Origin of the sequence: Pseudomonas sp. R2-7-07 (genome assembly GCF_003852355.1) — a bacterium.
GTDB lineage: Bacteria > Pseudomonadota > Gammaproteobacteria > Pseudomonadales > Pseudomonadaceae > Aquipseudomonas.
Map to the genome: position 1 here is coordinate 797,950 of NZ_CP027759.1, position 24,371 is coordinate 822,320.

Below are 24,371 nucleotides of genomic sequence, written 5' to 3' on the forward strand. Positions count from 1 at the left end.
CGTCGCCACCGAATACCAGCCCGGCCGACGTTTCTGAAACTTGACCTTGCCATCGTGGCAAGGTCGAGACTGCGTTCAACCTCATCAAAGGAGACATGTCATGCAAGTATTCAAGGTGCAAGGAATGACCTGCGGCCATTGCGTTCGTGCGGTGACCCAGGCGGTGCGCAGCCAGGATGCAGATGCCGAGGTCACGGTGGACCTTGCGGCCAAGCAGGTCAGTGTCCAAAGCAAACTGGACCGTGAAGCGATCGCGGGCCTGATCAGAGAAGAAGGCTACACAGTCGTCTGATTCTCGATAGTTAGCGAGCTATCTTAATGTTCAAGACGCCCAAGCGCGGCTAGACTGTCGGGCTGCCGACTCACTTGGGTGTCTGATGAACCTCCGCATAATTCTGATCCTGGGCGCCTTGAGCGCCTTCGCGCCGTTGGCGATCGATTTTTACCTGCCGGGTTTCCCGGCGATGGCAGCCGCTTTTGCAACCGATGAAAAACACATCCAGCTGACCCTGGCGGTGTATTTCGGTGGGCTGGCCATCGGCCAATTGATCTACGGCCCCTTGGCCGACCGCTTTGGCCGGCGCGTGCCGCTGCTCAGCGGCGTCACGCTGTTTACCCTCGCGTCCTTCGCCTGTGCGTACGCGCCCTCCCTGGAATGGCTGATCGGCGCGCGCTTCGTGCAGGCCCTGGGCGGTTGCGCGGGCATGGTGATCTCACGGGCGGTGGTGAGTGACAAATGCGATGCCGTGGGCTCGGCCAAGGTGTATTCGCAACTGATGTTGGTGACTGGCCTGGCGCCGATTCTCGCACCGCTGGCGGGCGGGATAATGGTAGGCGTGTGGGGCTGGCAGTCGATTTTCCTGGCGCTGTCGCTGTTCAGCGTGATGGCGGCGGTTGCGGTGGCGGTGGGCTTGCCGGAAACGTTTCCGGCGCATCAGCCGCGCCAGCCGTTGTCCGGCTCGCTGCGCCGCTACGGCGCGCTGTTGTCAGACCGGGTTTACCTCGGCTACGCCTTGACCGGCGGCATCTCGATTGCCGGGATGTTTGCCTACATTGCCGGTTCGCCGTTTGTGTTCATCAAGCTGTATGGCGTACCCGCCGAGCATTACGGCTGGCTGTTTGGCTCCAACGCCGCCGGGTTTATCCTGGTGGCGCAGTTGAATGCGCGGCTACTGGCCAAGCGCGGCCCGGCGTTTTTGCTCTCGCGTACGGTGTGGGTTTATGTAGCGGCGGCGTTGGCCCTGCTGGGCATTGCAGCGCTGCGCACCGAAGCCCTGTGGCCGTTGCTGGTGCCGCTGTTCATCTGCATCGCCAGCCTGGGCTGCATTTTGCCTAACACCTCGGCGTGCGCCATGAACGGGCAAGGCGCCCGTGCTGGCAGCGCGTCGGCATTGCTCGGTTGCATTCAGTTCGGCGTGGCGGCGGGGGCGGCATCGTTAGTTGGCGCGTTGCATGACGGCACGGCGATGCCGATGGCGATGGTGATCAGCCTGTGCGGTGTGCTGGCGGTGACGATAGCGATGTCGACCCAGCGCCTGCAACGGGCCAGGGCCGCGCAGGCGCAGGTCTGATCTGAAGAGCCGATCAGCCAGCGGCGGCGCGTTGCTGGCTGAGTGGGAAACGGTGGGGAGCCTGGATGCGGGCTTGCAAGGTGTCGGCGAAAGCACGGGCCTCGGCTTCGGTGTGGAAAATAATCGACTTCTGGTCCAGGCGGACCTCCCACTGCGATTTTGCTAACGCTTTTATCAGGATCTTCATTGCTGACTTCCTCACGTAAAAGAATCGTGGCAAAGGCGGCCAATATAAACCCGTAAGCGCGCACAAATATGACAAACGTCAACTCTCGGACTAATGGTGTCGCCCATTACCTACATCAGTGACAGACGACACTGACAGCCGTTTTTTAGAACCCTTCTAAAACGATCTTGCCCTTGGCCTTGCCGCTTTCCAGCAGCGCGTGGGCACGCTGCAGGTTCGCCGCATTGATCACGCCGAAGTGCTCGCCTACCGTGGTTTTCAGGGTGCCGGCGTCGATCAGCGTGGCCACGCGGTTGAGCAGGTGATGCTGCTCAATCATGTCCGGTGTCTCGAACATCGAGCGGGTGTACATGAACTCCCAATGCAGCGACAGGCTTTTGCGCTTGAGCTTGCTGACGTCCAGCGCCTTGGGGTCATCGATCAGCGCCAGCTTGCCTTGGGGCTGCAGGGCTTCCACCAGTTGGTCGAGGTGATGGTCGGTCTGGGTCAGGCTGGCGACGTGGGTCACGTGCGGGTGGCCGGCGTTTTTCAGCGCTTCGCTCAGCGGCTGGCTATGGTCGATCACCAGGTCGGCGCCGAGGGCCTTGGCCCATTCTTGAGTCTCCGGGCGCGAGGCGGTGCCGATGACCTTCAGTGCAGTGAGCTGTCTGGCCAACTGGGTCAGGATCGAACCCACGCCGCCCGCTGCGCCGACGATCAGCAGGCTCTGGCCCAGGTCCGCCTTGCCCTCGGGGACCTGCAGGCGTTCGAACAGCAGCTCCCAGGCCGTGATGGCGGTCAACGGCAGCGCGGCGGCTTCGGCGAAACCCAGGGTCTGTGGCATATGACCGACGATGCGTTCATCCACAGTGTGCAATTGGCTGTTACCGCCAGGGCGCACCAGTGAGCCGGCGTAGAACACCTTGTCACCGGCCTTGAACAGCGTGACTTCGCTGCCGACCGCCTTGACCACACCGGCCACGTCCCAACCGAGCACCTTGGCGGCGCCGTGTTCCGGGGCGACGTTCTGGCGCACCTTGGTGTCCACCGGGTTGACCGAGATGGCTTTGACTTCCACCAACAAGTCGCGCGGCCCGGCCACGGGTTCGGGCAGTTCGATGTCTTGCAGGGCGTTCGTGTCGGTGATGGGCAGGCAGCTGTAATAGGCGATGGCTTTCATGATTGCTCCGGGTAAAGGGTTGGTGGTCAGGCGAGAAACTTCAGGCGCTTGAGGTCGAAGTGTTCAATCACCTCGGCGGCCTGGGCCCGGAAGCTCTGGATATGCGCACTCTGATCGTGGTCAGCCAGGGCCGCCTCATCGCTCCAGCGCTCGAGCATGTAGAACGTCTCGGGATGTTGCAGGTCCTGATGCAGGTCGTACTGCTCACAGCCGGGTTCCAGGCGGGTCGGTTCGAGCAGGCCGCGCAGCAGGGTTTCCAGAGTGGCTTGTTGGCCAGGCTTGGCGACCAGCGTGGCGATGACGTTAAAAGCAGTGGACATACTCAACTCCTGGTCGAAAAGGAACGGCGTGGCCAGATGATTGGCTATTTCCAATGCAGATAAAAGCCGATAAAACAGCGTTCTGTTTCAATAAAAAATTGATAATTGGCGGGAATGCATGCTTCGCTTTGATGATTTGCAGTTGTTTGTGCGGGCGGCGGACCTGGGCAGTTTGTCCGCAGCCGCGCGGGTGATGGACCTGTCCCCAGCAGTGGCCAGCGCCGCGTTGAAGCGTATAGAGCAGCAACTGGGCACGCGCTTGCTGGCACGCTCCACCCGCAGCCTGCGCTTGACCGCCGAGGGCGAAGGTTTTCTCACCTACGCCCGCGCCGCGTTGAGTTCACTGGATGAAGGGCGGCGCTTGTTGGCCAGTGGGCAGGACCATGTGAGCGGCCTGCTGCAACTGTCGGCGCCTTCGGATTTCGGCCGTAATCAGCTGTTGCCCTGGCTGGATGATTTCCAGCGTGAATACCCGCAACTGAGCGTGCGCCTGTTGCTGGGTGATCGCATAGCCGACCTGTTCCGGCAACCGGTAGACATCGCTTTGCGCTATGGCGAACCCGAGGATTCAAGCCTGGTGGCGCTGCCCATCGCCCCGGAAAATGTGCGGGTGCTGTGCGCAGCACCCAGTTATCTGGCCCGTTATGGCGAGCCGCGACACCTTGAACAACTGGCCCAGCATAATTGCTTGCTCTATATGCTCGCCGGTCGCGTGCATGACCACTGGCGTTTTTTTGATGGCAAGCGCGAGGTCAGCCTGACCGTCTCGGGGGATCGGGTCAGCGACGACGCCGACGTGGTGCGCCGCTGGGCGGTGGCGGGTGTGGGCGTTGCCTATAAATCCTGGCTGGATGTGAGTACCGACGTCGTGGCTGGGCGTTTGCGCTTGATCCTGCCGGAGCTGCGCGGTGAGCGCACGCCGCTTAACCTGCTGTGCGCGCATCGTGCGCAGTTGAGCAAACCCGTCAACCTGCTGCGGGAGATGCTCGTGTCCCGTTGTGCGACATTGACGGCGCAACGGTCGGAGCGATTCGCGGCTAAGTAATGGCCGGCAGAAAAGCAGGAAATTTCGCTCAAGTACTGTCCCTGTCCAGGCTGTAAGACGCCATGGAACCGGCTGTTTTGGCCCCTATACTTTGGCGCCAACCGCAGCAGAAAACGGTTCAACAGGGAGTCGAGAGATGGAACAGGCACCATGTATCAGTCATATCGCCAGCTTGCTTGCCGAGCCCAAACGCACCGCAATGCTATGGGCATTGATGGACGGTTCGGCAAAATCTTCAGAGGAGTTGGCGACGTGCGCCGGGTTGTCGGCGGCGTCGGCCAATGCCCATTTGGCGCGGTTGACCGGCAGCGGCCTGCTGCGGGTCGAAGCGCGACGGGGCAAGCGGCTTTTTCGTGTGGCGGCTGCGGACGTCAGCGCCGCCATCGATGCCCTGGCGACGACCACCATGGCCAGTGTCGGGCGCAGCACGCCGGATACTCAGCCAGCGGCGTTACGGGTACCGTCGCTGTTGCGTCGCGCCCGTGTGTGCCAGGACCACCTCGGCGGTGAACTGGCGGCCGGCCTGTACCAGCGGATGATGGAGGCTGGGTGGATCCAGCGCTACGAACAACGTACCGAAGTCACGGTCAAGGGCACCCAGCATTTGGCGAGCCTGGGTATCTTTATCCAGGCATTCTCGTCGCCGTTGGTGTGTGACTGTTTCGACTGGAGCCAACAGCAACCGCATGTGGGCGGTGCGCTCGGCGCGGGGTTGTTGCAACTGTTCCTGCAGTCGAACTGGGTCAGTGCGATCGATGAATCCCGGGCCTTGTCGGTCAGCGACGCCGGGCTTGCGGAGATCAACCGGCTGGCCACAGCGTAGGCGCGTCGCTCCTGGTTTCGGTCAGGTCGCATCCAGCAAACGCCAGGGCAGACGATGCCGCACACTCTTTGGGGGACTTTTCAGACAGGGGGCGGCGGCATGGGTATGCAAGGCTATAGCGCAGCGGAGCGGCTGGAACGGTTGCCCATCAGTGGTTACCACCGAATCATTTTCATCATTATTGCCCTGGCGTTTTTCTTCGACTCCATGGACCTGGCAATGATGACGTTTCTATTGGGCTCGATCAAAGCCGAGTTCGGCCTGAGTACGGCCCAAGCCGGGTTACTCGCCAGTTCGAGCTTTTTCGGCATGGTGATCGGTGCGTCGCTCTCGGGGATGCTCGCGGACCGCTTCGGGCGCAAGCCGGTGTTTCAGTGGAGCATCGTGTTGTGGGGCGGCGCCAGCTACCTGTGCTCCACGGCGCAGACGGTCGAGACGCTGACGCTGTTTCGCATCTTGCTGGGCATTGGCATGGGCATGGAATTTCCCATTGCACAGTCGATGTTGTCGGAGCTGATTCCGGCGAAGCGACGCGGGCGGTATATCGCGTTGATGGATGGTTTCTGGCCGCTGGGGTTTGTCGCCGCCGGGGTGCTGTCATATTTCCTGCTGCCGGTGGTGGGCTGGCGCGACATCTTTCTGGTGTTGGCGGTGCCGGCGGTATTTGTGCTGGCCATCCGGTTTTTCATTCCGGAATCGCCACGTTGGCTGGAACAGGCCGGGCGCCATGAGGCGGCGGACAAGGTACTGCTCGGTATCGAGCAAAAGGTGCGCGACTCCCTCGGGCGCGCCGACCTGCCGGAGCCGGTGGCCTTGCCGCGAGTGGCGAGTACACCAGGCACGTTCTTCTCGGCCTTCCAGCAATTGTGGTCGGCGCAGTACCGTCAACGCACTTTGATGATCTGGAGCGTGTGGTTCTTTGCCCTGCTCGGCTTCTACGGGCTCACCTCGTGGTTGAGTGCGCTCTTGCAGCAGTCAGGCTTTGCGGTGACGCAATCGGTGTATTACACGGTGATCATTTCCCTGGGCGGAATACCGGGTTTCCTTATGGCCGCGTGGCTGGTCGAGCGTTGGGGGCGTAAACCGGTGTGCGTGGTGACGTTGCTCGGTGGCGGGGTGATGGCATTTTTGTATGGGCAGAGTGCGGTGTTTGGCGGCAACGTCGGGCTGCTGATTACGTCCGGCTTGTTGATGCAGTTCTTTCTATTTGGCATGTGGGCGGTGTTGTACACCTATACGCCCGAGCTATATCCCACCTCGGCGCGTGCGACCGGGTCCGGCTTCGCTTCGGCGATTGGGCGGGTGGGGTCGTTGCTGGGGCCACTGGTGACCGGGCTGGTGTTTCCGATTACCGGGCAGGGCGGGGTATTCGCCTTGGGCGCGCTGTGTTTCGCGGTGGCGGCGCTGGTGGTGTGGGTGTTCGGGATGGAGACCAAGGGCAAGACGTTGGAAGAACTCACTCAGGCTTGAGACGGGTGGGGTCGGTGTGGGAGGGGGCTTGCCCCGATCGCTGATTGTCAGCCAATACTGTGGCGACTGATCCACCGCTATCGGGGCATAGATATCTACACAACTTTGGCGTAGCCCTGAACCTGTGGCGAGGGAGCTTGCTCCCGTGGCGACCTGGCGGCCTATAGCTATCTGACTGATGCCGCGCGATCCAAATGTGGGAGGGGCGGTGCGACGATTCGACTTGCTCCCGATGGCGGCCTGACAGCCGACCAGGATGCTGGATCAGGGCGAGTACATATCCGTTGCTGCGGTAACGGCTGCTATGGGTTCCGCCCTTACGGCGTCTCACTTTTGAAAAGCGCAAAAGTAAGCAAAACGCTCTTGCCCCACCACTCGGCACCTCGCTTAGGCTCGGTGTGCCCGTAATCCGACAGCGATTTGGGGGGCCGCCGCCACGCGCCATCCATGGCGCGGGGCGGCTAAACCGGCATCCCTGCCGGTTTACCCCCCAAATCACTGTCGAATTCCGGCCAGCGTGGTTTAACGGGGCGCTTAAGATCAAGAGCAAGATCAAGAGCGGCTCGCTTCGCATCGTGGTTACTGTTGGCTGCTACAAAGTTGTGTAGATACCTATGGCTATCGGGGGTAAGCCCCCTTCCACATTAGCCTTCGCTATTCAGTGAATAACGGTCAAGGCTTTACCAGCCGCGCATCCAGGCTGTTCTGCGCCAGGCGTTTGGCCTGGTCCTGGGTCATGCCCAGGGAGGTGTACAGCGCGTGGAAGTTCTCGGTGACATAACCGCCGAAGTAGGCCGGATCGTCCGAGTTCACGGTGACCTTCACGCCACGCTCGAGCATGTCGAGGATGTTGTGCTGGGCCATGTCGTCGAATACGCACAGCTTGGTGTTGGACAGTGGGCAAACGGTCAGCGGGATCTGCTCGTCGATGATGCGCTGCATCAGGCGCTCGTCTTCGATGGCGCGCACGCCATGGTCGATACGCTGGATTTTCAGCAGGTCGATGGCTTCCCAGATGTACTCGGGCGGGCCTTCTTCGCCGGCGTGGGCCACGGTGAGGAAGCCTTCGTGACGGGCGCGGTCGAACACACGCTGGAACTTGCTCGGCGGGTGACCCATTTCTGAACTGTCCAGGCCCACGGCGACGAACGCGTCACGGAACGGCAGCGCCTGGTCGAGGGTTTTCTCGGCTTCGGCTTCGCTCAGGTGGCGCAGGAAGCTTAAGATCAGGCCGCTGGTGATACCCAGTTGCTGCTCGCCGTCTTTGAGGGCGGCAGCGATGCCGTTGAGCACCACTTCGAACGGCACGCCACGGTCGGTGTGGGTTTGCGGGTCGAAGAAGGGTTCGGTGTGGATCACGTTCTGGGCTTTGCAGCGCAGCAGGTAGGCCCAGGTCAGGTCGTAGAAATCCTGGGACGTGCGCAGCACATCGGCGCCTTTGTAGTACAGGTCGAGAAACTCTTGCAGGTTATTGAACGCGTAAGCCTTGCGCAGGGTTTCGACGTCGTTCCACGGCAGGGCAATCTTGTTGCGTTCGGCCAGGGCGAACAGCAGCTCGGGCTCCAGCGAGCCCTCCAGGTGCAGGTGCAGTTCAGCCTTGGGCAGGGCGTTGAGCCAATCGTACATGTCTAAAAATCTCATCAGGTGCAATGGCGGCATTCTACAGGCCATGGCCGAAATAATCGGCAAAACCTGACCAGCAGGAGAGTATTTGATTTTTTCGCGCAAGAGCGGCGTGAACTAAGGTGTAACGAAACGTTAGCGGCTGGGCGCAGTCTGTACCCCAACGATGACTGATTTGCTGCACATAAAGGCCTCCCATGCTCACTTCCCTCAAGCAAGAAAAATTCATGCTGCTGGCGCTGATTGCCGCCATTGCCGCCTACCCGCTGGAACACTGGATGCTCCACAGCGGGCAGATTGTTGCATTGCTCGCGGGCCTCGGTTTGATCGCGTTTATCGTGATGGCATCGATGCGTGTGGCCCATCATGCCGAACAACTGGCGGAAAAGGTCGGCGACCCCTACGGCACCATGATCCTGACCTTGGCGGCCGTGCTGGTGGAGGTGGTGATCCTGGCGATCATGATGAGCAACGAGCCTTCACCCACACTGGTGCGCGACACCATCTATTCGGCGGTGATGCTCGATATCAACGGCATCCTCGGCCTGGCCGCGCTGATGGGCGGCATCAAGCATGGCGAGCAGTCCTACAACGATGATTCTGCGCGCACCTACAGCGTGATGATTCTCACCGCCATGGGCGTGTCGATGGTGGTGCCGGAATTTATCCCCGAGGCCGACTGGAAAATTTACTCGGCCTTCACCATCGGCGCCATGGTAGTGCTCTACACCCTGTTCCTGAGAATGCAGGTCGGCCCACACAGTTATTTCTTCAGCTACAGCTACCCGGAAAAACGCCGCAAGAAATTGCCGGAAGACGAGCAGGCGCCGCCCGTGAACCTCGCGTTCTCGATCGGCACCCTGGTGTTTGGCGTGATTGTGATTGGCGCGTTGGCCGAGGTCATGTCCAAGACCCTCGACCTGGGCCTGGAAGGCACGGGCGCGCCGCCAGTGATCACCGCGATTGTAGTGGCGGCTATTTCCGCCGCGCCGGAAATCCTCACCGCATTGCGCGCCGCCTTGGCCAACCGCATGCAGTCGGTGGTGAACATCGCACTGGGTGCCTCGTTGTCGACGGTGATTCTGACGGTGCCGGTCATGGAAGCGATGGCACTCTACAGCGGCCAGCCGTTCCAGATGGCAATGACGCCGGTACAGACGGTGATGGTGTTTATTACGCTGATCGTCAGCGCGATCAACCTCAATGATGGTGAAACCAATGCCATTGAAGGGATGACGCATTTTGTGCTGTTTGCGACGTTTATCATGTTGTCGTTGCTGGGGTTGTAACCCGATTTCAAGCACACCATAAAGCCAAATGTGGGAGGGGGCTTGCCCCCGATAGTGGTGGGTCAGCCAGCTTATATAGGACTGACACACCGCCATCGGGGGCAAGCCCCCTCCCACATTTTTAACTGTGTTGGGCTCAGGTTCCGGCGATCAACTGCCGGGCTGCCTGAGTGTGATCGGCGATCAGGCCTTTCAGGTCGAGGCCCTCCACTTGGCCGTCGATTACCCGCCATTGACCTGCAATCATCACCCGGTCCGCTCGATCGGCACCGCACAGCAACAGTGCGGAAATGGGATCGTGGCTGCCGGAGAAGCGCAGTTCATCCAGCTTGAACAGTGCCAGATCAGCCTGTTTGCCCACAGCCAATTCTCCAATATCCGTACGGCCCAACAACTGCGCCGAGCCTTTGGTCGCCCAGCCCAATACACCTTCGGGCGTGATTTTTTCTGCCCCGTAACGCAGACGCTGAATGTAAAGGGCCTGGCGGGTTTCGAGGATCATGTTCGAGGCGTCGTTCGAAGCGGAGCCGTCCACGCCCAGGCCGATGGGGGCACCGGCGGCGAGCAGGTCGAGGGTCGGGCAGATACCGGAAGCCAGGCGCATATTCGAGCTCGGGCAGTGGCAGATGCCCGTGCCGGCAGCGCCCAGGCGGGCGATTTCATCCGGATTGAAATGAATGCCGTGGGCCAGCCAGGTGCGCGGGCCGAGCCAGCCGACGCTGTCGAGATAATCCACAGTGCGCAGGCCGAAACGCTGCAGGCAGAAGTCTTCCTCGTCGAGGGTTTCCGCCAGGTGCGTGTGCAGGCGCACGTCGAGCGAGGTGGCCAGTTCGGCACTGGCGCGCATGATCTCCGGGGTGACGGAAAACGGCGAGCAGGGTGCGAGGGCAATCTGGATCTGCGCACCGTCGCCGCGCTCGTGGTATTCGCGGATCAGGCGCTGGCTGTCGTCGAGGATCACTTGGCCTTGTTGCACGGTCTGCTGCGGTGGCAGGCCACCCTCGGCTTCGCCCAGGCTCATGGAACCGCGGGTGAGCATGGCGCGCATGCCTAGTTCACGCACGCTGTCGACCTGCACATCAATGGCGTTTTCCAGGCCGTCGGGGAACAGGTAGTGGTGGTCTGCCGCTGTGGTGCAGCCGGAGAGCAGCAATTCGGCGAGTGCCACCTTCGACGCCAGGGCCAGTTTTTCCGGAGTCAGTCGTGCCCAGACCGGATACAGGGTTTTCAGCCAGGGAAACAGCGGCTGGTTGACCACCGGCGCCCAGGCGCGGGTCAGGGTCTGGTAGAAGTGATGGTGGGTGTTGATCAGCCCGGGCAGGACCACATGCTCGCGGGCATCGAACACCTGCGCACAGGGTTGTGCAGGTGCTTGCCCCCGGGCCAGCACTTCGGTGATGACACCGTCTTGCAGCACCAGGCCGCCACGGGCATCGAGGCCATTGGCAGTGAAAATAGCGAGGGGGTTTTTTAACCAGATACGGGTCGCAGGCATTGGCCGGCTCCTCTGAATGATGGGTTCAGGTTTGCCAGCTCAGTGTTGCCCTGTCTGCTGATCCAGGGTCGCCGGGGAGGGCGAGGTGGCTAGATTACGTGTTGGTCCACATGCAGGCAAGCGGACGCGGTCAGTGTGGGAGGGGGCTTGCTCCCGATAGCGGTGGATCAGCCAACTTATGTTTGGCTGACATACCGTAATCGGGGGCAAGCCCCCTCCCACAGGGTGATCAGTGTACTTACCAGGCGATGGTGTCGCCCTTGTAGTCCACGAAATGGTGACCGCCTTTGCCGGTGTAGGCATTTACCTGGTCCACCAGGCCGCGCACGCTGGTTTCGACGTCGATGTGCGCATTTTCGCCGCCCATGTCGGTTTTCACCCAGCCTGGGTGCAGCGATAACACCGTCGGCTTGTGTTCGCCCAGTTGGGTGACAAAGCTGTTGGTCATGGAGTTGAGCGCCGCCTTGCTGGCTTTGTACAACGCCATGTCCGAACCATCAGGAATGGTGACGCTGCCCAGCACCGAACTCATGAAGGCCAGCACGCCGGTGTCCTTGCGGATCTGCCCGACAAAACGCTGGGCCAGGTTGATCGGGGCCACGGCGTTAGTGAAAAACAGTTGGCCGACTTCCGCCAGGGTCGCGTGGCCAGGTTCCTGGTTCGCCGGGCCCTTGACGCCGGCGTTGACGAACAGCAGGTCGAAGGTGCGGTCTTTCAGGCGCTGGGCCAGGGCGATCACGGCTTGCTGATCGTCCATGTCGAGTTTCTCGATCTGCACCGGGCCTACGGCTTTCAGGGCGTCAGCCTTGTTCGGGTCGCGCACGGTGGCGGTCACGTCCCAGCCGTCCTGGAGCAGTTGCTTGACCAGGCCAAGGCCCAGCCCGCGTGAGGCGCCGATGATCAGTGCGGTTTTTGGCGTAGGCATGAAAAGCTTCCTTTAGAGTCGCGGTTCAGGGAGTTCAGCAAATAACAGTAACAGTTTTCAGCGTTGCAGCAGGATACGTCCACGGCTCAGGTCGGCCAGTTGGGCCTGCAGGGTATCGACCTGCTCTTCGCCTAAGGCCAGTTGCAGTTCGACACCGTTGGCGGTGAAGGTTTCCTCCACCACCAACCCGCCAAGGTCGGCAACGCGCAGTTTTACCAGATTCAGCTCGGCGAATGCACAGGCGCAACGCAAGGGTATGCGGCTGATCAGCTCGATGCGCTCGGCATTCTGCAGGCACTTGTTGGCGCCACCGCCATAGGCCCGGGCCAGCCCGCCGGTGCCTAGTTGAATGCCGCCGTACCAGCGAATCACCAGCACCGCGACCTGATCGAAACCCTGGGCTTCGATGGCCGCGAGGATTGGCCGCCCGGCGGTGCCACCGGGTTCGCCGTCGTCGTTGCTGCGGTATTGGTCGGCCAGTTTCCAGGCCCAGCAGTTGTGTGTTGCGTTTAGGTCGCTGTGCTGCTCGAAAAACGCCTGGGCGTCGTGCGGGCTGGTAATGGGTGCCGCCAGGGTGATAAAGCGGCTTTTGCGGATTTCTTCACGAAATTCGCAAAGGCCTGTCAGCGTGAATGGCATAAGTCGCTTCGTTTATTGGGCCGGCTTGATGCCACAGCCTTTGAGAATGATGTGGATCAGATTGGTGCCGGCGTCTTCCATATCCTGCTTGGTCAGCTTGGTGCGCCCCGTGACGCGGCAGATCTGGGTGGCGAAGTCGGCGTAGTGCTGGGTGCTGCCCCACAGCAGGAAGATCAGGTGCACCGGGTCGATGGGGTCCATCTTGCCGGCATCGATCCAGGCCTGGAACACTGCCGCACGGCCGCTGAACCAGGCGCGGTAGTCCTGGCTGAAATATTCGGTAAGGCATTCGCCGCCGCTGATGATCTCCATGGCGAAGATTCGCGAGGCCTGTGGCTGGCGTCGTGAGAATTCCATCTTGGTGCGGATGTAACGGGAAAGGGCCACGGCCGGGTCGTCCTCGGCGGTCAGCGCGTTGAAGGTGCTGTCCCACAATTCGAGGATATTGCTGAGCACCGCAATGTACAGGCCAAGCTTGTTGGTGAAGTAATAATGCAAGTTGGCTTTGGGCAACCCGGCGCTGGCCGCGATGGTGTTCATGCTGGTGCCCTTGTAGCCATGGCGCGCGAACTCATCTTCAGCCGCCTGGAGAATCGCTTGTTCGTTCTTTTGCCGAATGCGGCTGGCGGGTTTACCGGCGTGGTTGCTGTGGGCAGGAACTTCGAGGCTCATGGAGGTTTCCGTGCTGATCGATAGAGGCGACGTGTGCACAGATAACCCACCCTCAAGCCTCAGACAAGTGTTGATGCAATAAAACCGTCAAAGCGATTCCAGGGAGTCACTTTCGGGCGTGTGGTTTGCAACGGCGCCGGTGGTTTTGGCCTCGGGCAATAGCAGGCACAACACAATGGCGGTCAGGCCGCCGCTGGTGATGGCGGAGTCGAACAGGTTCTGCACCAGGGTCGGCATCAAGTGCAGCAAGTTGGGTTGGGCGGCGATGCCCAGGCCGACCCCGAACGAGGTGGCGATGATCAACATGCTGCGTCGATCCAGCGGCGCCTGCGCAAGAATTCGCACACCTGCCGCCGCGACGCTGCCGAACATCACCAGGGTCGCGCCGCCCAGCACCGGCTTGGGGATTTGCTGCAACACCGCGCCGATCATGGGAAACAACCCGAGACAAACCAACACGGCGCCGATGTACAAGCCGACGTAACGGCTGGCCACGCCGGTGAGTTGGATCACCCCGTTGTTTTGCGCGAAGGTGGTATTGGGGAAGGCGCTGAACGTCGCGGCGATCATGCAACTGACCCCATCACCCAGCACGCCGCCTTTGAGTCGGCTTATATAAGACGCACCGCTGATGGGCTGGCGGGCGATCATGCAGTTGGCGGTAAGGTCACCGACGGTTTCGATGCTGCTGATCAGATAAATCAGCGCGATTGGCAGGAAGGCGCTCCAGTCGAAGTTGAAACCAAAGCGAAACGGCGTAGGCAGGCTGATCAGAGGCAAGTCGGGCAAGGCGTGGGGCACCAGCTTGCCGCTGAACCAGGCGGCCAGGCTGCCGAGGGCCAGGCCGATGATGATGGCCGAGAGGCGTACCCAGGGCGTGTTGGAGCGGTTGAGCAGGATGATCGTCACTACCACGAACAGGCCCAGGGCCAGGTTGATGGGGGCGCCGAAGTCGGGAGCGTTGAAGCCGCCGCCGAGATCGGTGATGCCGACTTTTATCAGGCTGATGCCGATCAGCGTAATCACGATCCCGGTCACCAGGGGCGTGATGACCCGGCGCAGTTGGCCGATACAGCGGCTCAGCACGATCTGCACCAAGGCGCCGAAAAAGCACACGCCGAAGATCATCGCCAGGATGTCCTCAGGGCTGCCGCCGCGTTGCTTGACCAGAAAACCGGCGGACAACACCGCACCCAGAAAGGCGAAGCTGGTGCCTTGCAGGCAAATCATCCCTGCGCCGATACCGAACGGCCTGCGCGCCTGGATGAACGTGCCGACGCCGGAGACCATCAGCGCCATGCTGATCAAGTAGGGCAGGTGCGCGGTGAGGCCCAGGGTGGAACCGATGATCAGTGGCGGGGTGATAATGCCGACGAACGCCGCCAGCACATGTTGCAGGGCAGCCAGCAGGGCGGGCAGTGGTTTCGGACGGTCATCGAGGCCGTAGATCAGGTCGTTGGGGCTGGAGGATTCTGGTGGCATGGCGGGTCAACTCGGGGCGGACGGTTCAAGGTGCCTATGCCTTGCAAAAAACTGTCCACCTGCTCAGCTTTTTGTGCGAGGCCCGAACTAGCGCGTTGCTGCCAGGCTTTCCAGAAAACTCTCCAGCACCAAATGGGGGCGGCGGCCCTTGCGCGTGACCGATGCCAGGCTTAAATCGTAAAACCGTGTGGCCGATTTCAGCGCGCGGAGTCGGCCTTGTTGTACCCATAGGCTGGCGTAGTGATCGGGCAGGTAGCCTATATAGCGGCCGGTGAGGATCAGGAATGCCATGCCTTCGCGATCCGAAGCACTGGCCGTGCAATTGAGCGCCTGGTAGTGGGCCTGGATCTCGGCGGGCAAGCGGAAGGTCGGGGCGATGGCGTCCTGGCTGTCGAGGCGCGCGTCGTCCAGTTGCTTGTCGTCGGCGTAAAACAGCGGGTGGCCGACCGCGCAATAGAGCAGCGAACGCTCGCTGTACAGCGGTTGGTATTCCAGGCCGGACAACGCGCTGGCCTGGGGTACCACGCCAACGTGCAGACGGCCGTCGAGCACACCTTGCTCCACTTCATTGGGGGCGATCATGCGGATCTGGATCTGCACGTCCGGGCCGCGCTCTTTCAACTGCGCCAGGGCGTGGGTGATGCGCATATGGGGCAGGGTGACGAGGTTGTCGGTGAGGCCGATGATCAGCTCTCCGCGCAAGTGCTGGTGCAGGCCATTGACCTCGGTGCGAAAACTTTCCAGGGCACTCAACAGTTGCAACGCCGACTGATAGACCTCGCGGCCTTCTTCAGTCAATGAGAATCCGGCGCGGCCGCGTTGACAGAGCCTCAGCCCAAGGCGCTGTTCCAGGTCGCTCATTTGCTGGCTGATGGCCGAGCGACCTATCCCCAGTACGGTTTCCGCCGCCGAAAACCCGCCGCACTCCACCACGCTGCGAAAGATGCGCAGCAGACGGATATCAAAGTCGCTGACCTGGGCCAGGGGGTCGGGACGACGGCTCATAGTTTAGTGAAGTCCTGACTGAAGGTTAGAAGAGTTGAATTTCACCGACTTTATCCCCGTGGCAATTTAGCTGCAACAACGCTTTTTCAATCCCGACGCTGCCTTTTGCCTTGCGAGGTTTTGCTGATGAACATGCCGGAAAACGCCCCATCGTCCCTGGCCAGCCAACTCAAGCTGGATGCTCACTGGATGCCTTACACCGCCAACCGCAACTTTCAGCGTGATCCGCGCCTGATCGTGGCCGCCGAGGGCAGTTGGTTGACCGATGACAAGGGGCGCACGGTCTACGACTCGCTGTCGGGCCTTTGGACCTGCGGCGCCGGGCATACGCGCAAGGAAATCCAGGAAGCGGTGGCCCGGCAGTTGGGCACCCTGGACTACTCTCCGGGCTTCCAATACGGTCATCCGCTGTCCTTTCAACTGGCGGAAAAGATTACCGACCTGACCCCGGGCAACCTGAACCATGTGTTCTTCACCGACTCCGGCTCCGAGTGCGCCGATACCGCCGTGAAGATGGTGCGTGCCTACTGGCGCCTGAAGGGCCAGGCCACCAAGACCAAGATGATCGGCCGCGCCCGTGGGTACCACGGGGTGAACATTGCCGGCACCAGCCTTGGCGGCGTCAACGGTAACCGTAAGCTGTTTGGCCAGGCGATGATGGACGTTGACCATCTGCCGCATACCTTGCTGGCGAGCAATGCGTTCTCCCGTGGCATGCCGGAGCTGGGCGGTATCGCGTTGGCCGATGAGTTGCTCAAGCTGATCGAGCTGCATGATGCTTCGAACATTGCTGCGGTGTTCGTCGAGCCAATGGCCGGTTCTGCAGGCGTGCTGGTGCCGCCACAGGGTTATCTCAAGCGCCTGCGTGAAATCTGCGATCAGCACAACATCCTGTTGGTGTTCGACGAAGTGATCACCGGTTTCGGCCGTACCGGTTCGATGTTCGGCGCCGACAGTTTTGGCGTGACCCCGGACCTGATGTGCATCGCCAAGCAAGTCACCAACGGCGCGATTCCCATGGGCGCGGTGATTGCCAGCAGCGAGATCTATCAGACCTTCATGAACCAGGCGACGCCCGAGTACGCGGTGGAATTCCCCCACGGCTACACCTATTCGGCGCACCCGGTGGCCTGCGCGGCCGGCCTCGCGGCACTCGACCTGCTGCAGAAGGAAAACCTCGTGCAGAGCGTAGCCGAAGTCGCACCGCATTTTGAGAATGCGCTGCATGGCTTGAAGGGCAGCAAGAATGTGGTTGATATCCGTAACTACGGCCTGGCCGGAGCCATCCAGATTGCCCCGCGTGACGGCGATGCGATCGTGCGCCCGTTCGAGGCCGGCATGGCGCTGTGGAAAGCCGGTTTCTATGTGCGCTTCGGTGGTGACACCCTGCAGTTCGGGCCAACCTTCAACAGCAAGCCGCAGGACTTGGATCGCCTGTTCGATGCGGTCGGTGAAGTGTTGAACAAGATCGACTGATTTCTCCTTCTATATAGAACAACTTTTCAGGAGCCCTGCATGAGCCTTATCCAGCATTTGATCAACGGTGAATTGGTCAACGACAGCGGTCGCAGTGCCGACGTGTACAACCCGTCTACTGGCCAGGTGATTCACCAAGTGCCGTTGGCCAGTCGCGAAACCATTCAACAGGCGATCGACGCGGCCAAGGCGGCGTTCCCGGCCTGGCGTAATACGCCGCCGGCCAAACGGGCGCAGGTGATGTTTCGTTTCAAGCAGTTGCTGGAGCAGAACGAAGCGCGTATTTCGCAGTTGATCAGCGAAGAGCACGGCAAGACGTTGGAGGATGCCGCCGGTGAGTTGAAGCGTGGCATCGAGAATGTGGAGTACGCGTGCTCGGCGCCGGAAATTCTCAAGGGTGAATACAGCCGTAACGTGGGGCCGAACATTGATGCCTGGTCGGATTTTCAGCCGCTGGGAGTCGTGGCGGGGATTACGCCGTTCAACTTCCCGGCGATGGTGCCGTTGTGGATGTATCCGCTGGCGATTGTGTGCGGTAACTGTTTCATCCTCAAACCGTCGGAGCGTGACCCGAGTTCAACGTTGTTGATCGCGCAATTGTTGCAGGAAGCGGGTCTGCCTAAAGGTGTGCTGAGCGTGGTGCACGGTGACAAGGGGGCAGTGGACGCTTTGATCGAAGCGCCCGAGGTAAAGGCGCTTAGCTTTGTAGGATCGACGCCGATTGCCGAATACATCTATGCCGAAGCGACCAAACGCGGTAAGCGCGTGCAGGCACTGGGCGGGGCGAAGAACCACGCGGTGCTGATGCCCGATGCGGATCTGGATAACGCCGTCAGTGCCTTGATGGGTGCGGCGTATGGTTCCTGCGGCGAGCGTTGCATGGCGATCTCGGTGGCGGTGTGTGTGGGTGACCAGGTGGCGGATGCGTTGATCGCCAAGCTGGTACCGCAGGTCAAGGCATTGAAGATCGGCGCGGGCACCACCTGTGGCTTGGATATGGGGCCACTGGTGACGGGGCAGGCGCGGGACAAGGTCAGCGGCTATATAGAGGACGGTGTGTCGGCGGGGGCCGAGTTGGTCGTCGATGGTCGCGGCTTGAGCGTTGCCGGGCATGAACATGGGTTCTTCCTCGGTGGCAGCCTGTTTGATCGCGTGACCCCCGAGATGCGTATCTATAAAGAAGAGATCTTCGGGCCGGTGTTGTGCGTGGTGCGGGTGGACAGCCTGGAAGCGGCGATGCAATTGATCAACGATCATGAATACGGCAACGGCACCTGCATCTTCACCCGTGACGGTGAGGCGGCGCGTCTGTTCTGTGATGAAATTGAAGTGGGCATGGTGGGGGTTAACGTTCCGCTGCCGGTGCCGGTGGCTTATCACAGCTTCGGTGGCTGGAAGCGTTCGCTGTTTGGCGACTTGCACGCCTATGGGCCGGATGGGGTGCGGTTCTATACCCGCCGCAAGGCGATCACTCAGCGTTGGCCGCAGCGGGCCAGCCATGAGGCATCGCAGTTCGCTTTTCCGAGCCTGTAAGGTGGGTGAATAGAAGGCCGGCCCCTTGGGGCCGACCTTTGCGTTTTCTGGGCTTTTTGACCTATATGACAGAAATGTGAAAAAGAAGGTTGACGGCAGATTCTGTGCGCCTATAATTCGCCCCACTTCCGGCGCAGTCGAAACGGAAAACTCCTTGGTAAACAATGAGTTAAGTAGTTTTCGGCGGCAGGTTGCTTCAGTCCATCGAAGCCAAAAGGAAGTTGAAAAAGAGGTGTTGACAGCAGCGTGTAACGCTGTAGAATTCGCCTCCCGCTTACGAGAGATCGCAAGCGCAAGTGGTTGAAGTTGTTGAAGAATTCTTCGAAAACTTCTGAAAATAACCGCTTGACAGCAAATGAGGCTGCTGTAGAATGCGCGCCTCGGTTGAGACGAATAGCTCTTAACCAACCGCTCTTTAACAATTGAATCAAGCAATTCGTGTGGGTGCTTGTGGAGTCAGACTGATAGTCAACAAGATTGTCAGCATCACAAGTTACTCCGCGAGAAATCAAAGATGTAACCAACGATTGCTGAGCCAAGTTTAGGGTTTCTTAAAAACCCAAAGATGTTTGAACTGAAGAGTTTGATCATGGCTCAGATTGAACGCTGGCGGCAGGCCTAACACATGCAAGTCGAGCGGTAGAGAGAAGCTTGCTTCTCTTGAGAGCGGCGGACGGGTGAGTAATGCCTAGGAATCTGCCTGGTAGTGGGGGATAACGTTCGGAAACGGACGCTAATACCGCATACGTCCTACGGGAGAAAGCAGGGGACCTTCGGGCCTTGCGCTATCAGATGAGCCTAGGTCGGATTAGCTAGTTGGTGAGGTAATGGCTCACCAAGGCGACGATCCGTAACTGGTCTGAGAGGATGATCAGTCACACTGGAACTGAGACACGGTCCAGACTCCTACGGGAGGCAGCAGTGGGGAATATTGGACAATGGGCGAAAGCCTGATCCAGCCATGCCGCGTGTGTGAAGAAGGTCTTCGGATTGTAAAGCACTTTAAGTTGGGAGGAAGGGCAGTTACCTAATACGTGATTGTTTTGACGTTACCGACAGAATAAGCACCGGCTAACTCTGTGCCAGCAGCCGCGGTAATACAGAGGGTGCAAGCGTTAATCGGAATTACTGGGCGTAAAGCGCGCGTAGGTGGTTTGTTAAGTTGGATGTGAAATCCCCGGGCTCAACCTGGGAACTGCATTCAAAACTGACTGACTAGAGTGTGGTAGAGGGTGGTGGAATTTCCTGTGTAGCGGTGAAATGCGTAGATATAGGAAGGAACACCAGTGGCGAAGGCGACCACCTGGACCAACACTGACACTGAGGTGCGAAAGCGTGGGGAGCAAACAGGATTAGATACCCTGGTAGTCCACGCCGTAAACGATGTCAACTAGCCGTTGGGAGCCTTGAGCTCTTAGTGGCGCAGCTAACGCATTAAGTTGACCGCCTGGGGAGTACGGCCGCAAGGTTAAAACTCAAATGAATTGACGGGGGCCCGCACAAGCGGTGGAGCATGTGGTTTAATTCGAAGCAACGCGAAGAACCTTACCAGGCCTTGACATCCAATGAACTTTCCAGAGATGGATTGGTGCCTTCGGGAGCATTGAGACAGGTGCTGCATGGCTGTCGTCAGCTCGTGTCGTGAGATGTTGGGTTAAGTCCCGTAACGAGCGCAACCCTTGTCCTTAGTTACCAGCACGTTATGGTGGGCACTCTAAGGAGACTGCCGGTGACAAACCGGAGGAAGGTGGGGATGACGTCAAGTCATCATGGCCCTTACGGCCTGGGCTACACACGTGCTACAATGGTCGGTACAGAGGGTTGCCAAGCCGCGAGGTGGAGCTAATCCCAGAAAACCGATCGTAGTCCGGATCGCAGTCTGCAACTCGACTGCGTGAAGTCGGAATCGCTAGTAATCGCGAATCAGAATGTCGCGGTGAATACGTTCCCGGGCCTTGTACACACCGCCCGTCACACCATGGGAGTGGGTTGCACCAGAAGTAGCTAGTCTAACCTTCGGGAGGACGGTTACCACGGTGTGATTCATGACTGGGGTGAAGTCGTAACAAGGTAGCCGTAGGGGAACCTGCGGCTGGATCACCTCCTTAATCGACGACATCAGCTGCTCCATAAGTTCCCACACGAATTGCTTGATTCATTGAAGAAGACGAAAAGAAGCAGCCCGAAATTGGGTCTGTAGCTCAGTTGGTTAGAGCGCACCCCTGATAAGGGTGAGGTCGGCAGTTCGAATCTGCCCAGACCCACCAATTTTGTGTGGGAAACGCCTGTAGAAATACGGGGCCATAGCTCAGCTGGGAGAGCGCCTGCCTTGCACGCAGGAGGTCAACGGTTCGATCCCGTTTGGCTCCACCACTACTGCTTCTGTTTGTAGAAAGCTTAGAAATGAGCATTCCATCGTTGTGATGGTGAATGTTGATTTCTAGTCTTTGACTAGTTCGTTCTTTAAAAATTTGGGTATGTGATAGAAAGATAGACTGACCGTTACTTTCACTGGTAACGGCTCAGGCTAAGGTAAAATTTGTGAGTCGCTCTTAATTGAGTATGATCGAATTTTCGGCGAATGTTGTCTTCACAGTATAACCAGATTGCTTGGGGTTATATGGTCAAGTGAAGAAGCGCATACGGTGGATGCCTTGGCAGTCAGAGGCGATGAAAGACGTGGTAGCCTGCGAAAAGCTTCGGGGAGTCGGCAAACAGACTTTGATCCGGAGATGTCTGAATGGGGGAACCCAGCCATCATAAGATGGTTACCTTACACTGAATACATAGGTGTATGGAGCGAACCAGGGGAACTGAAACATCTAAGTACCCTGAGGAAAAGAAATCAACCGAGATTCCCTTAGTAGTGGCGAGCGAACGGGGACTAGCCCTTAAGTGGCTTTGAGATTAGCGGAACGCTCTGGAAAGTGCGGCCATAGTGGGTGATAGCCCTGTACGCGAAAATCTCTTAGTCATGAAATCGAGTAGGACGGAGCACGAGAAACTTTGTCTGAATATGGGGGGACCATCCTCCAAGGCTAAATACTACTGACTGACCGATAGTGAACTAGTACCGTGAGGGAAAGGCGAAAAGAACCCCGGAGAGGGGAGTGAAATAGATCCTGAAACCGTATGCGTACAAGCAGTGGGAGCCCACTTTGTTGGGTGACTGCGTACCTTTTGTATAATGGGTCAGCGACTTATTTTCAGTGGCGAGCTTAACCGAATAGGGGAGGCGTAGCGAAAGCGAGTCTTAATAGGGCGTCTAGTCGCTGGGAATAGACCCGAAACCGGGCGATCTATCCATGGGCAGGTTGAAGGTTGGGTAACACTAACTGGAGGACCGAACCGACTACCGTTGAAAAGTTAGCGGATGACCTGTGGATCGGAGTGAAAGGCTAATCAAGCTCGGAGATAGCTGGTTCTCCTCGAAAGCTATTTAGGTAGCGCCTCATGTATCACTGTAGGGGGTAGAGCACTGTTTCGGCTAGGGGGTCATCCCGACTTACCAAACCGATGCAAACTCCGAATACCTACAAGTGCCGAGCATGGGAGACACACGGCGGGTGCTAACGTCCGTCGTGAAAAGGGAAACAACCCAGACCGTCAGCTAAGGTCCCAAAGTTATGGTTAAGTGGGAAACGATGTGGGAAGGCTTAGACAGCTAGGAGGTTGGCTTAGAAGCAGCCACCCTTTAAAGAAAGCGTAATAGCTCACTAGTCGAGTCGGCCTGCGCGGAAGATGTAACGGGGCTCAAACCATACACCGAAGCTACGGGTATCACGTAAGTGATGCGGTAGAGGAGCGTTCTGTAAGCCTGTGAAGGTGAGTTGAGAAGCTTGCTGGAGGTATCAGAAGTGCGAATGCTGACATGAGTAACGACAATGGGTGTGAAAAACACCCACGCCGAAAGACCAAGGTTTCCTGCGCAACGTTAATCGACGCAGGGTTAGTCGGTCCCTAAGGCGAGGCTGAAAAGCGTAGTCGATGGAAAACAGGTTAATATTCCTGTACTTCTGGTTATTGCGATGGAGGGACGGAGAAGGCTAGGCCAGCTTGGCGTTGGTTGTCCAAGTTTAAGGTGGTAGGCTGGAATCTTAGGTAAATCCGGGATTCTAAGGCCGAGAGCTGATGACGAGTTGTCTTTTAGACGACGAAGTGGTTGATGCCATGCTTCCAAGAAAAGCTTCTAAGCTTCAGGTAACCAGGAACCGTACCCCAAACCGACACAGGTGGTTGGGTAGAGAATACCAAGGCGCTTGAGAGAACTCGGGTGAAGGAACTAGGCAAAATGGCACCGTAACTTCGGGAGAAGGTGCGCCGGTGAGGGTGAAGGACTTGCTCCGTAAGCTCATGCCGGTCGAAGATACCAGGCCGCTGCGACTGTTTATTAAAAACACAGCACTCTGCAAACACGAAAGTGGACGTATAGGGTGTGACGCCTGCCCGGTGCCGGAAGGTTAATTGATGGGGTTAGCTAACGCGAAGCTCTTGATCGAAGCCCCGGTAAACGGCGGCCGTAACTATAACGGTCCTAAGGTAGCGAAATTCCTTGTCGGGTAAGTTCCGACCTGCACGAATGGCGTAACGATGGCGGCGCTGTCTCCACCCGAGACTCAGTGAAATTGAAATCGCTGTGAAGATGCAGTGTATCCGCGGCTAGACGGAAAGACCCCGTGAACCTTTACTATAGCTTTGCACTGGACTTTGAATTTGCTTGTGTAGGATAGGTGGGAGGCTTTGAAGCGTGGACGCCAGTTCGCGTGGAGCCAACCTTGAAATACCACCCTGGCAACTTTGAGGTTCTAACTCAGGTCCGTTATCCGGATCGAGGACAGTGTATGGTGGGTAGTTTGACTGGGGCGGTCTCCTCCTAAAGAGTAACGGAGGAGTACGAAGGTGCGCTCAGACCGGTCGGAAATCGGTCGTAGAGTATAAAGGCAAAAGCGCGCTTGACTGCGAGACAGACACGTCGAGCAGGTACGAAAGTAGGTCTTAGTGATCCGGTGGTTCTGTATGGAAGGGCCATCGCTCAACGGATAAAAGGTACTCCGGGGATAACAGGCTGATACCGCCCAAGAGTTCATATCGACGGCGGTGTTTGGCACCTCGATGTCGGCTCATCACATCCTGGGGCTGAAGCCGGTCCCAAGGGTATGGCTGTTCGCCATTTAAAGTGGTACGCGAGCTGGGTTTAGAACGTCGTGAGACAGTTCGGTCCCTATCTGCCGTGGACGTTTGAGATTTGAGAGGGGCTGCTCCTAGTACGAGAGGACCGGAGTGGACGAACCTCTGGTGTTCCGGTTGTCACGCCAGTGGCATTGCCGGGTAGCTATGTTCGGAATAGATAACCGCTGAAAGCATCTAAGCGGGAAACTAGCCTCAAGATGAGATCTCACTGGGACCTTGAGTCCCCTGAAGGGCCGTCGAAGACTACGACGTTGATAGGTTGGGTGTGTAAGCGCTGTGAGGCGTTGAGCTAACCAATACTAATTGCCCGTGAGGCTTGACCATATAACACCCAAGCAATTTGTTGCTCCTAGTTGAAAGACGAAAGAGGCCAGATTGCGGTGTGTGAAGACGCAATGAACCGAAAGTTCGATGCTCACGAAACACCGAATTCTATCCCATACCCAATTTGCTGAAGCGAGGCCATC

General features: G+C 58.8%; 18 protein-coding genes, 2 tRNA genes and 2 rRNA genes. 12 read left to right on the forward strand and 10 right to left on the reverse strand.

Going from position 1 to position 24,371, the window contains the following annotated elements:
- Positions 1-100: 100 nt before the first annotated feature.
- Both C4J86_RS03355 and C4J86_RS03360 read left to right on the forward strand, forming a co-directional pair.
- On the forward strand, positions 101-292 hold the full coding sequence (locus tag C4J86_RS03355) for a heavy-metal-associated domain-containing protein (RefSeq protein ID WP_124369471.1): 192 nt from the start codon (positions 101-103) through the stop codon (positions 290-292).
- 85 nt (positions 293-377) lie between these two features.
- A complete protein-coding gene (locus C4J86_RS03360; protein ID WP_124369472.1) occupies positions 378-1,571 on the forward strand; it encodes a multidrug effflux MFS transporter in 1,194 nt (397 codons plus the stop codon).
- Between the two features lie 13 nt (positions 1,572-1,584).
- Here the strand turns inward: C4J86_RS03360 and C4J86_RS26790 are convergent, their stop codons facing one another.
- The 3 genes from C4J86_RS26790 to C4J86_RS03370 all read right to left on the reverse strand — a co-directional run bounded on the left by C4J86_RS26790 (position 1,585) and on the right by C4J86_RS03370 (position 3,237).
- Positions 1,585-1,758 (reverse strand): hypothetical protein, encoded by a 174-nt coding sequence (locus C4J86_RS26790; protein WP_164484509.1) that lies wholly within the window; start codon positions 1,756-1,758, stop codon positions 1,585-1,587.
- A 145-nt stretch (positions 1,759-1,903) separates the two neighbouring features.
- On the reverse strand, positions 1,904-2,917 hold the full coding sequence (locus C4J86_RS03365; RefSeq protein WP_124369473.1) for a zinc-binding alcohol dehydrogenase family protein: 1,014 nt from the start codon (positions 2,915-2,917) through the stop codon (positions 1,904-1,906).
- Positions 2,918-2,943: 26 nt separating this feature from the next.
- Positions 2,944-3,237, reverse strand: coding sequence for a putative quinol monooxygenase (locus C4J86_RS03370; RefSeq protein WP_124369474.1), 294 nt, complete (start codon positions 3,235-3,237; stop codon positions 2,944-2,946).
- Positions 3,238-3,355: 118 nt separating this feature from the next.
- Between C4J86_RS03370 and C4J86_RS03375 the strand changes: the two genes are divergently transcribed.
- From C4J86_RS03375 to C4J86_RS03385, 3 genes are all read left to right on the forward strand, one after another.
- Entirely contained in the window at positions 3,356-4,282 is a 927-nt protein-coding gene (locus tag C4J86_RS03375) for a LysR family transcriptional regulator (protein ID WP_124369475.1), read from the forward strand.
- A gap of 136 nt (positions 4,283-4,418) precedes the next feature.
- On the forward strand, positions 4,419-5,105 hold the full coding sequence (locus tag C4J86_RS03380) for a helix-turn-helix transcriptional regulator (protein WP_124369476.1): 687 nt from the start codon (positions 4,419-4,421) through the stop codon (positions 5,103-5,105).
- A 99-nt stretch (positions 5,106-5,204) separates the two neighbouring features.
- Entirely contained in the window at positions 5,205-6,575 is a 1,371-nt protein-coding gene (locus tag C4J86_RS03385; RefSeq protein ID WP_124369477.1) for an MFS transporter, read from the forward strand.
- A gap of 672 nt (positions 6,576-7,247) precedes the next feature.
- Here the strand turns inward: C4J86_RS03385 and C4J86_RS03390 are convergent.
- Positions 7,248-8,201, reverse strand: a complete 954-nt coding sequence (locus tag C4J86_RS03390) for an adenosine deaminase (protein ID WP_043051475.1) — start codon at positions 8,199-8,201, stop codon at positions 7,248-7,250.
- A gap of 194 nt (positions 8,202-8,395) precedes the next feature.
- Between C4J86_RS03390 and C4J86_RS03395 the strand changes: the two genes are divergently transcribed.
- Positions 8,396-9,487, forward strand: a complete 1,092-nt coding sequence (locus C4J86_RS03395) for a calcium:proton antiporter (protein WP_124361142.1) — start codon at positions 8,396-8,398, stop codon at positions 9,485-9,487.
- A gap of 136 nt (positions 9,488-9,623) precedes the next feature.
- Here C4J86_RS03395 and C4J86_RS03400 read toward each other — a convergent pair whose 3' ends face one another.
- The 6 genes from C4J86_RS03400 to C4J86_RS03425 form a co-directional block, all read right to left on the reverse strand.
- Complete coding sequence (locus tag C4J86_RS03400) at positions 9,624-10,982, reverse strand: 8-oxoguanine deaminase (RefSeq protein ID WP_124369478.1); 1,359 nt, start codon at positions 10,980-10,982, stop codon at positions 9,624-9,626.
- 238 nt (positions 10,983-11,220) lie between these two features.
- Positions 11,221-11,907 (reverse strand): SDR family oxidoreductase, encoded by a 687-nt coding sequence (locus C4J86_RS03405; RefSeq protein WP_124361145.1) that lies wholly within the window; start codon positions 11,905-11,907, stop codon positions 11,221-11,223.
- A 57-nt stretch (positions 11,908-11,964) separates the two neighbouring features.
- On the reverse strand, positions 11,965-12,546 hold the full coding sequence (locus tag C4J86_RS03410; RefSeq protein ID WP_124361146.1) for a YigZ family protein: 582 nt from the start codon (positions 12,544-12,546) through the stop codon (positions 11,965-11,967).
- A gap of 12 nt (positions 12,547-12,558) precedes the next feature.
- On the reverse strand, positions 12,559-13,218 hold the full coding sequence (locus C4J86_RS03415) for a TetR/AcrR family transcriptional regulator (protein ID WP_124361147.1): 660 nt from the start codon (positions 13,216-13,218) through the stop codon (positions 12,559-12,561).
- Between the two features lie 87 nt (positions 13,219-13,305).
- On the reverse strand, positions 13,306-14,700 hold the full coding sequence (locus C4J86_RS03420) for a uracil-xanthine permease family protein (protein WP_124369479.1): 1,395 nt from the start codon (positions 14,698-14,700) through the stop codon (positions 13,306-13,308).
- An 87-nt stretch (positions 14,701-14,787) separates the two neighbouring features.
- Complete coding sequence (locus C4J86_RS03425) at positions 14,788-15,705, reverse strand: LysR family transcriptional regulator (RefSeq protein ID WP_124369480.1); 918 nt, start codon at positions 15,703-15,705, stop codon at positions 14,788-14,790.
- Positions 15,706-15,831: 126 nt separating this feature from the next.
- Here C4J86_RS03425 and C4J86_RS03430 point away from each other — a divergent pair, with 126 nt between their 5' ends.
- The 6 genes from C4J86_RS03430 (at position 15,832) to C4J86_RS03460 (ending at position 24,228) form a co-directional block, all read left to right on the forward strand.
- Entirely contained in the window at positions 15,832-17,181 is a 1,350-nt protein-coding gene (locus C4J86_RS03430) for an aspartate aminotransferase family protein (protein ID WP_124369481.1), read from the forward strand.
- Positions 17,182-17,220: 39 nt separating this feature from the next.
- Positions 17,221-18,714: a CoA-acylating methylmalonate-semialdehyde dehydrogenase gene (locus C4J86_RS03435; RefSeq protein WP_124369482.1), complete on the forward strand. Its 1,494-nt coding sequence runs from the start codon at positions 17,221-17,223 to the stop codon at positions 18,712-18,714.
- A gap of 571 nt (positions 18,715-19,285) precedes the next feature.
- Positions 19,286-20,822, forward strand: a 16S ribosomal RNA gene (locus C4J86_RS03445).
- 82 nt (positions 20,823-20,904) lie between these two features.
- Positions 20,905-20,981, forward strand: a tRNA-Ile gene (locus C4J86_RS03450).
- 30 nt (positions 20,982-21,011) lie between these two features.
- Positions 21,012-21,087, forward strand: a tRNA-Ala gene (locus tag C4J86_RS03455).
- A 249-nt stretch (positions 21,088-21,336) separates the two neighbouring features.
- Positions 21,337-24,228: ribosomal RNA gene (locus tag C4J86_RS03460) — 23S ribosomal RNA — on the forward strand.
- Together the 16S and 23S rRNA genes with 2 tRNA genes alongside form the textbook arrangement of a ribosomal RNA operon.
- Positions 24,229-24,371 lie beyond the last annotated feature (143 nt).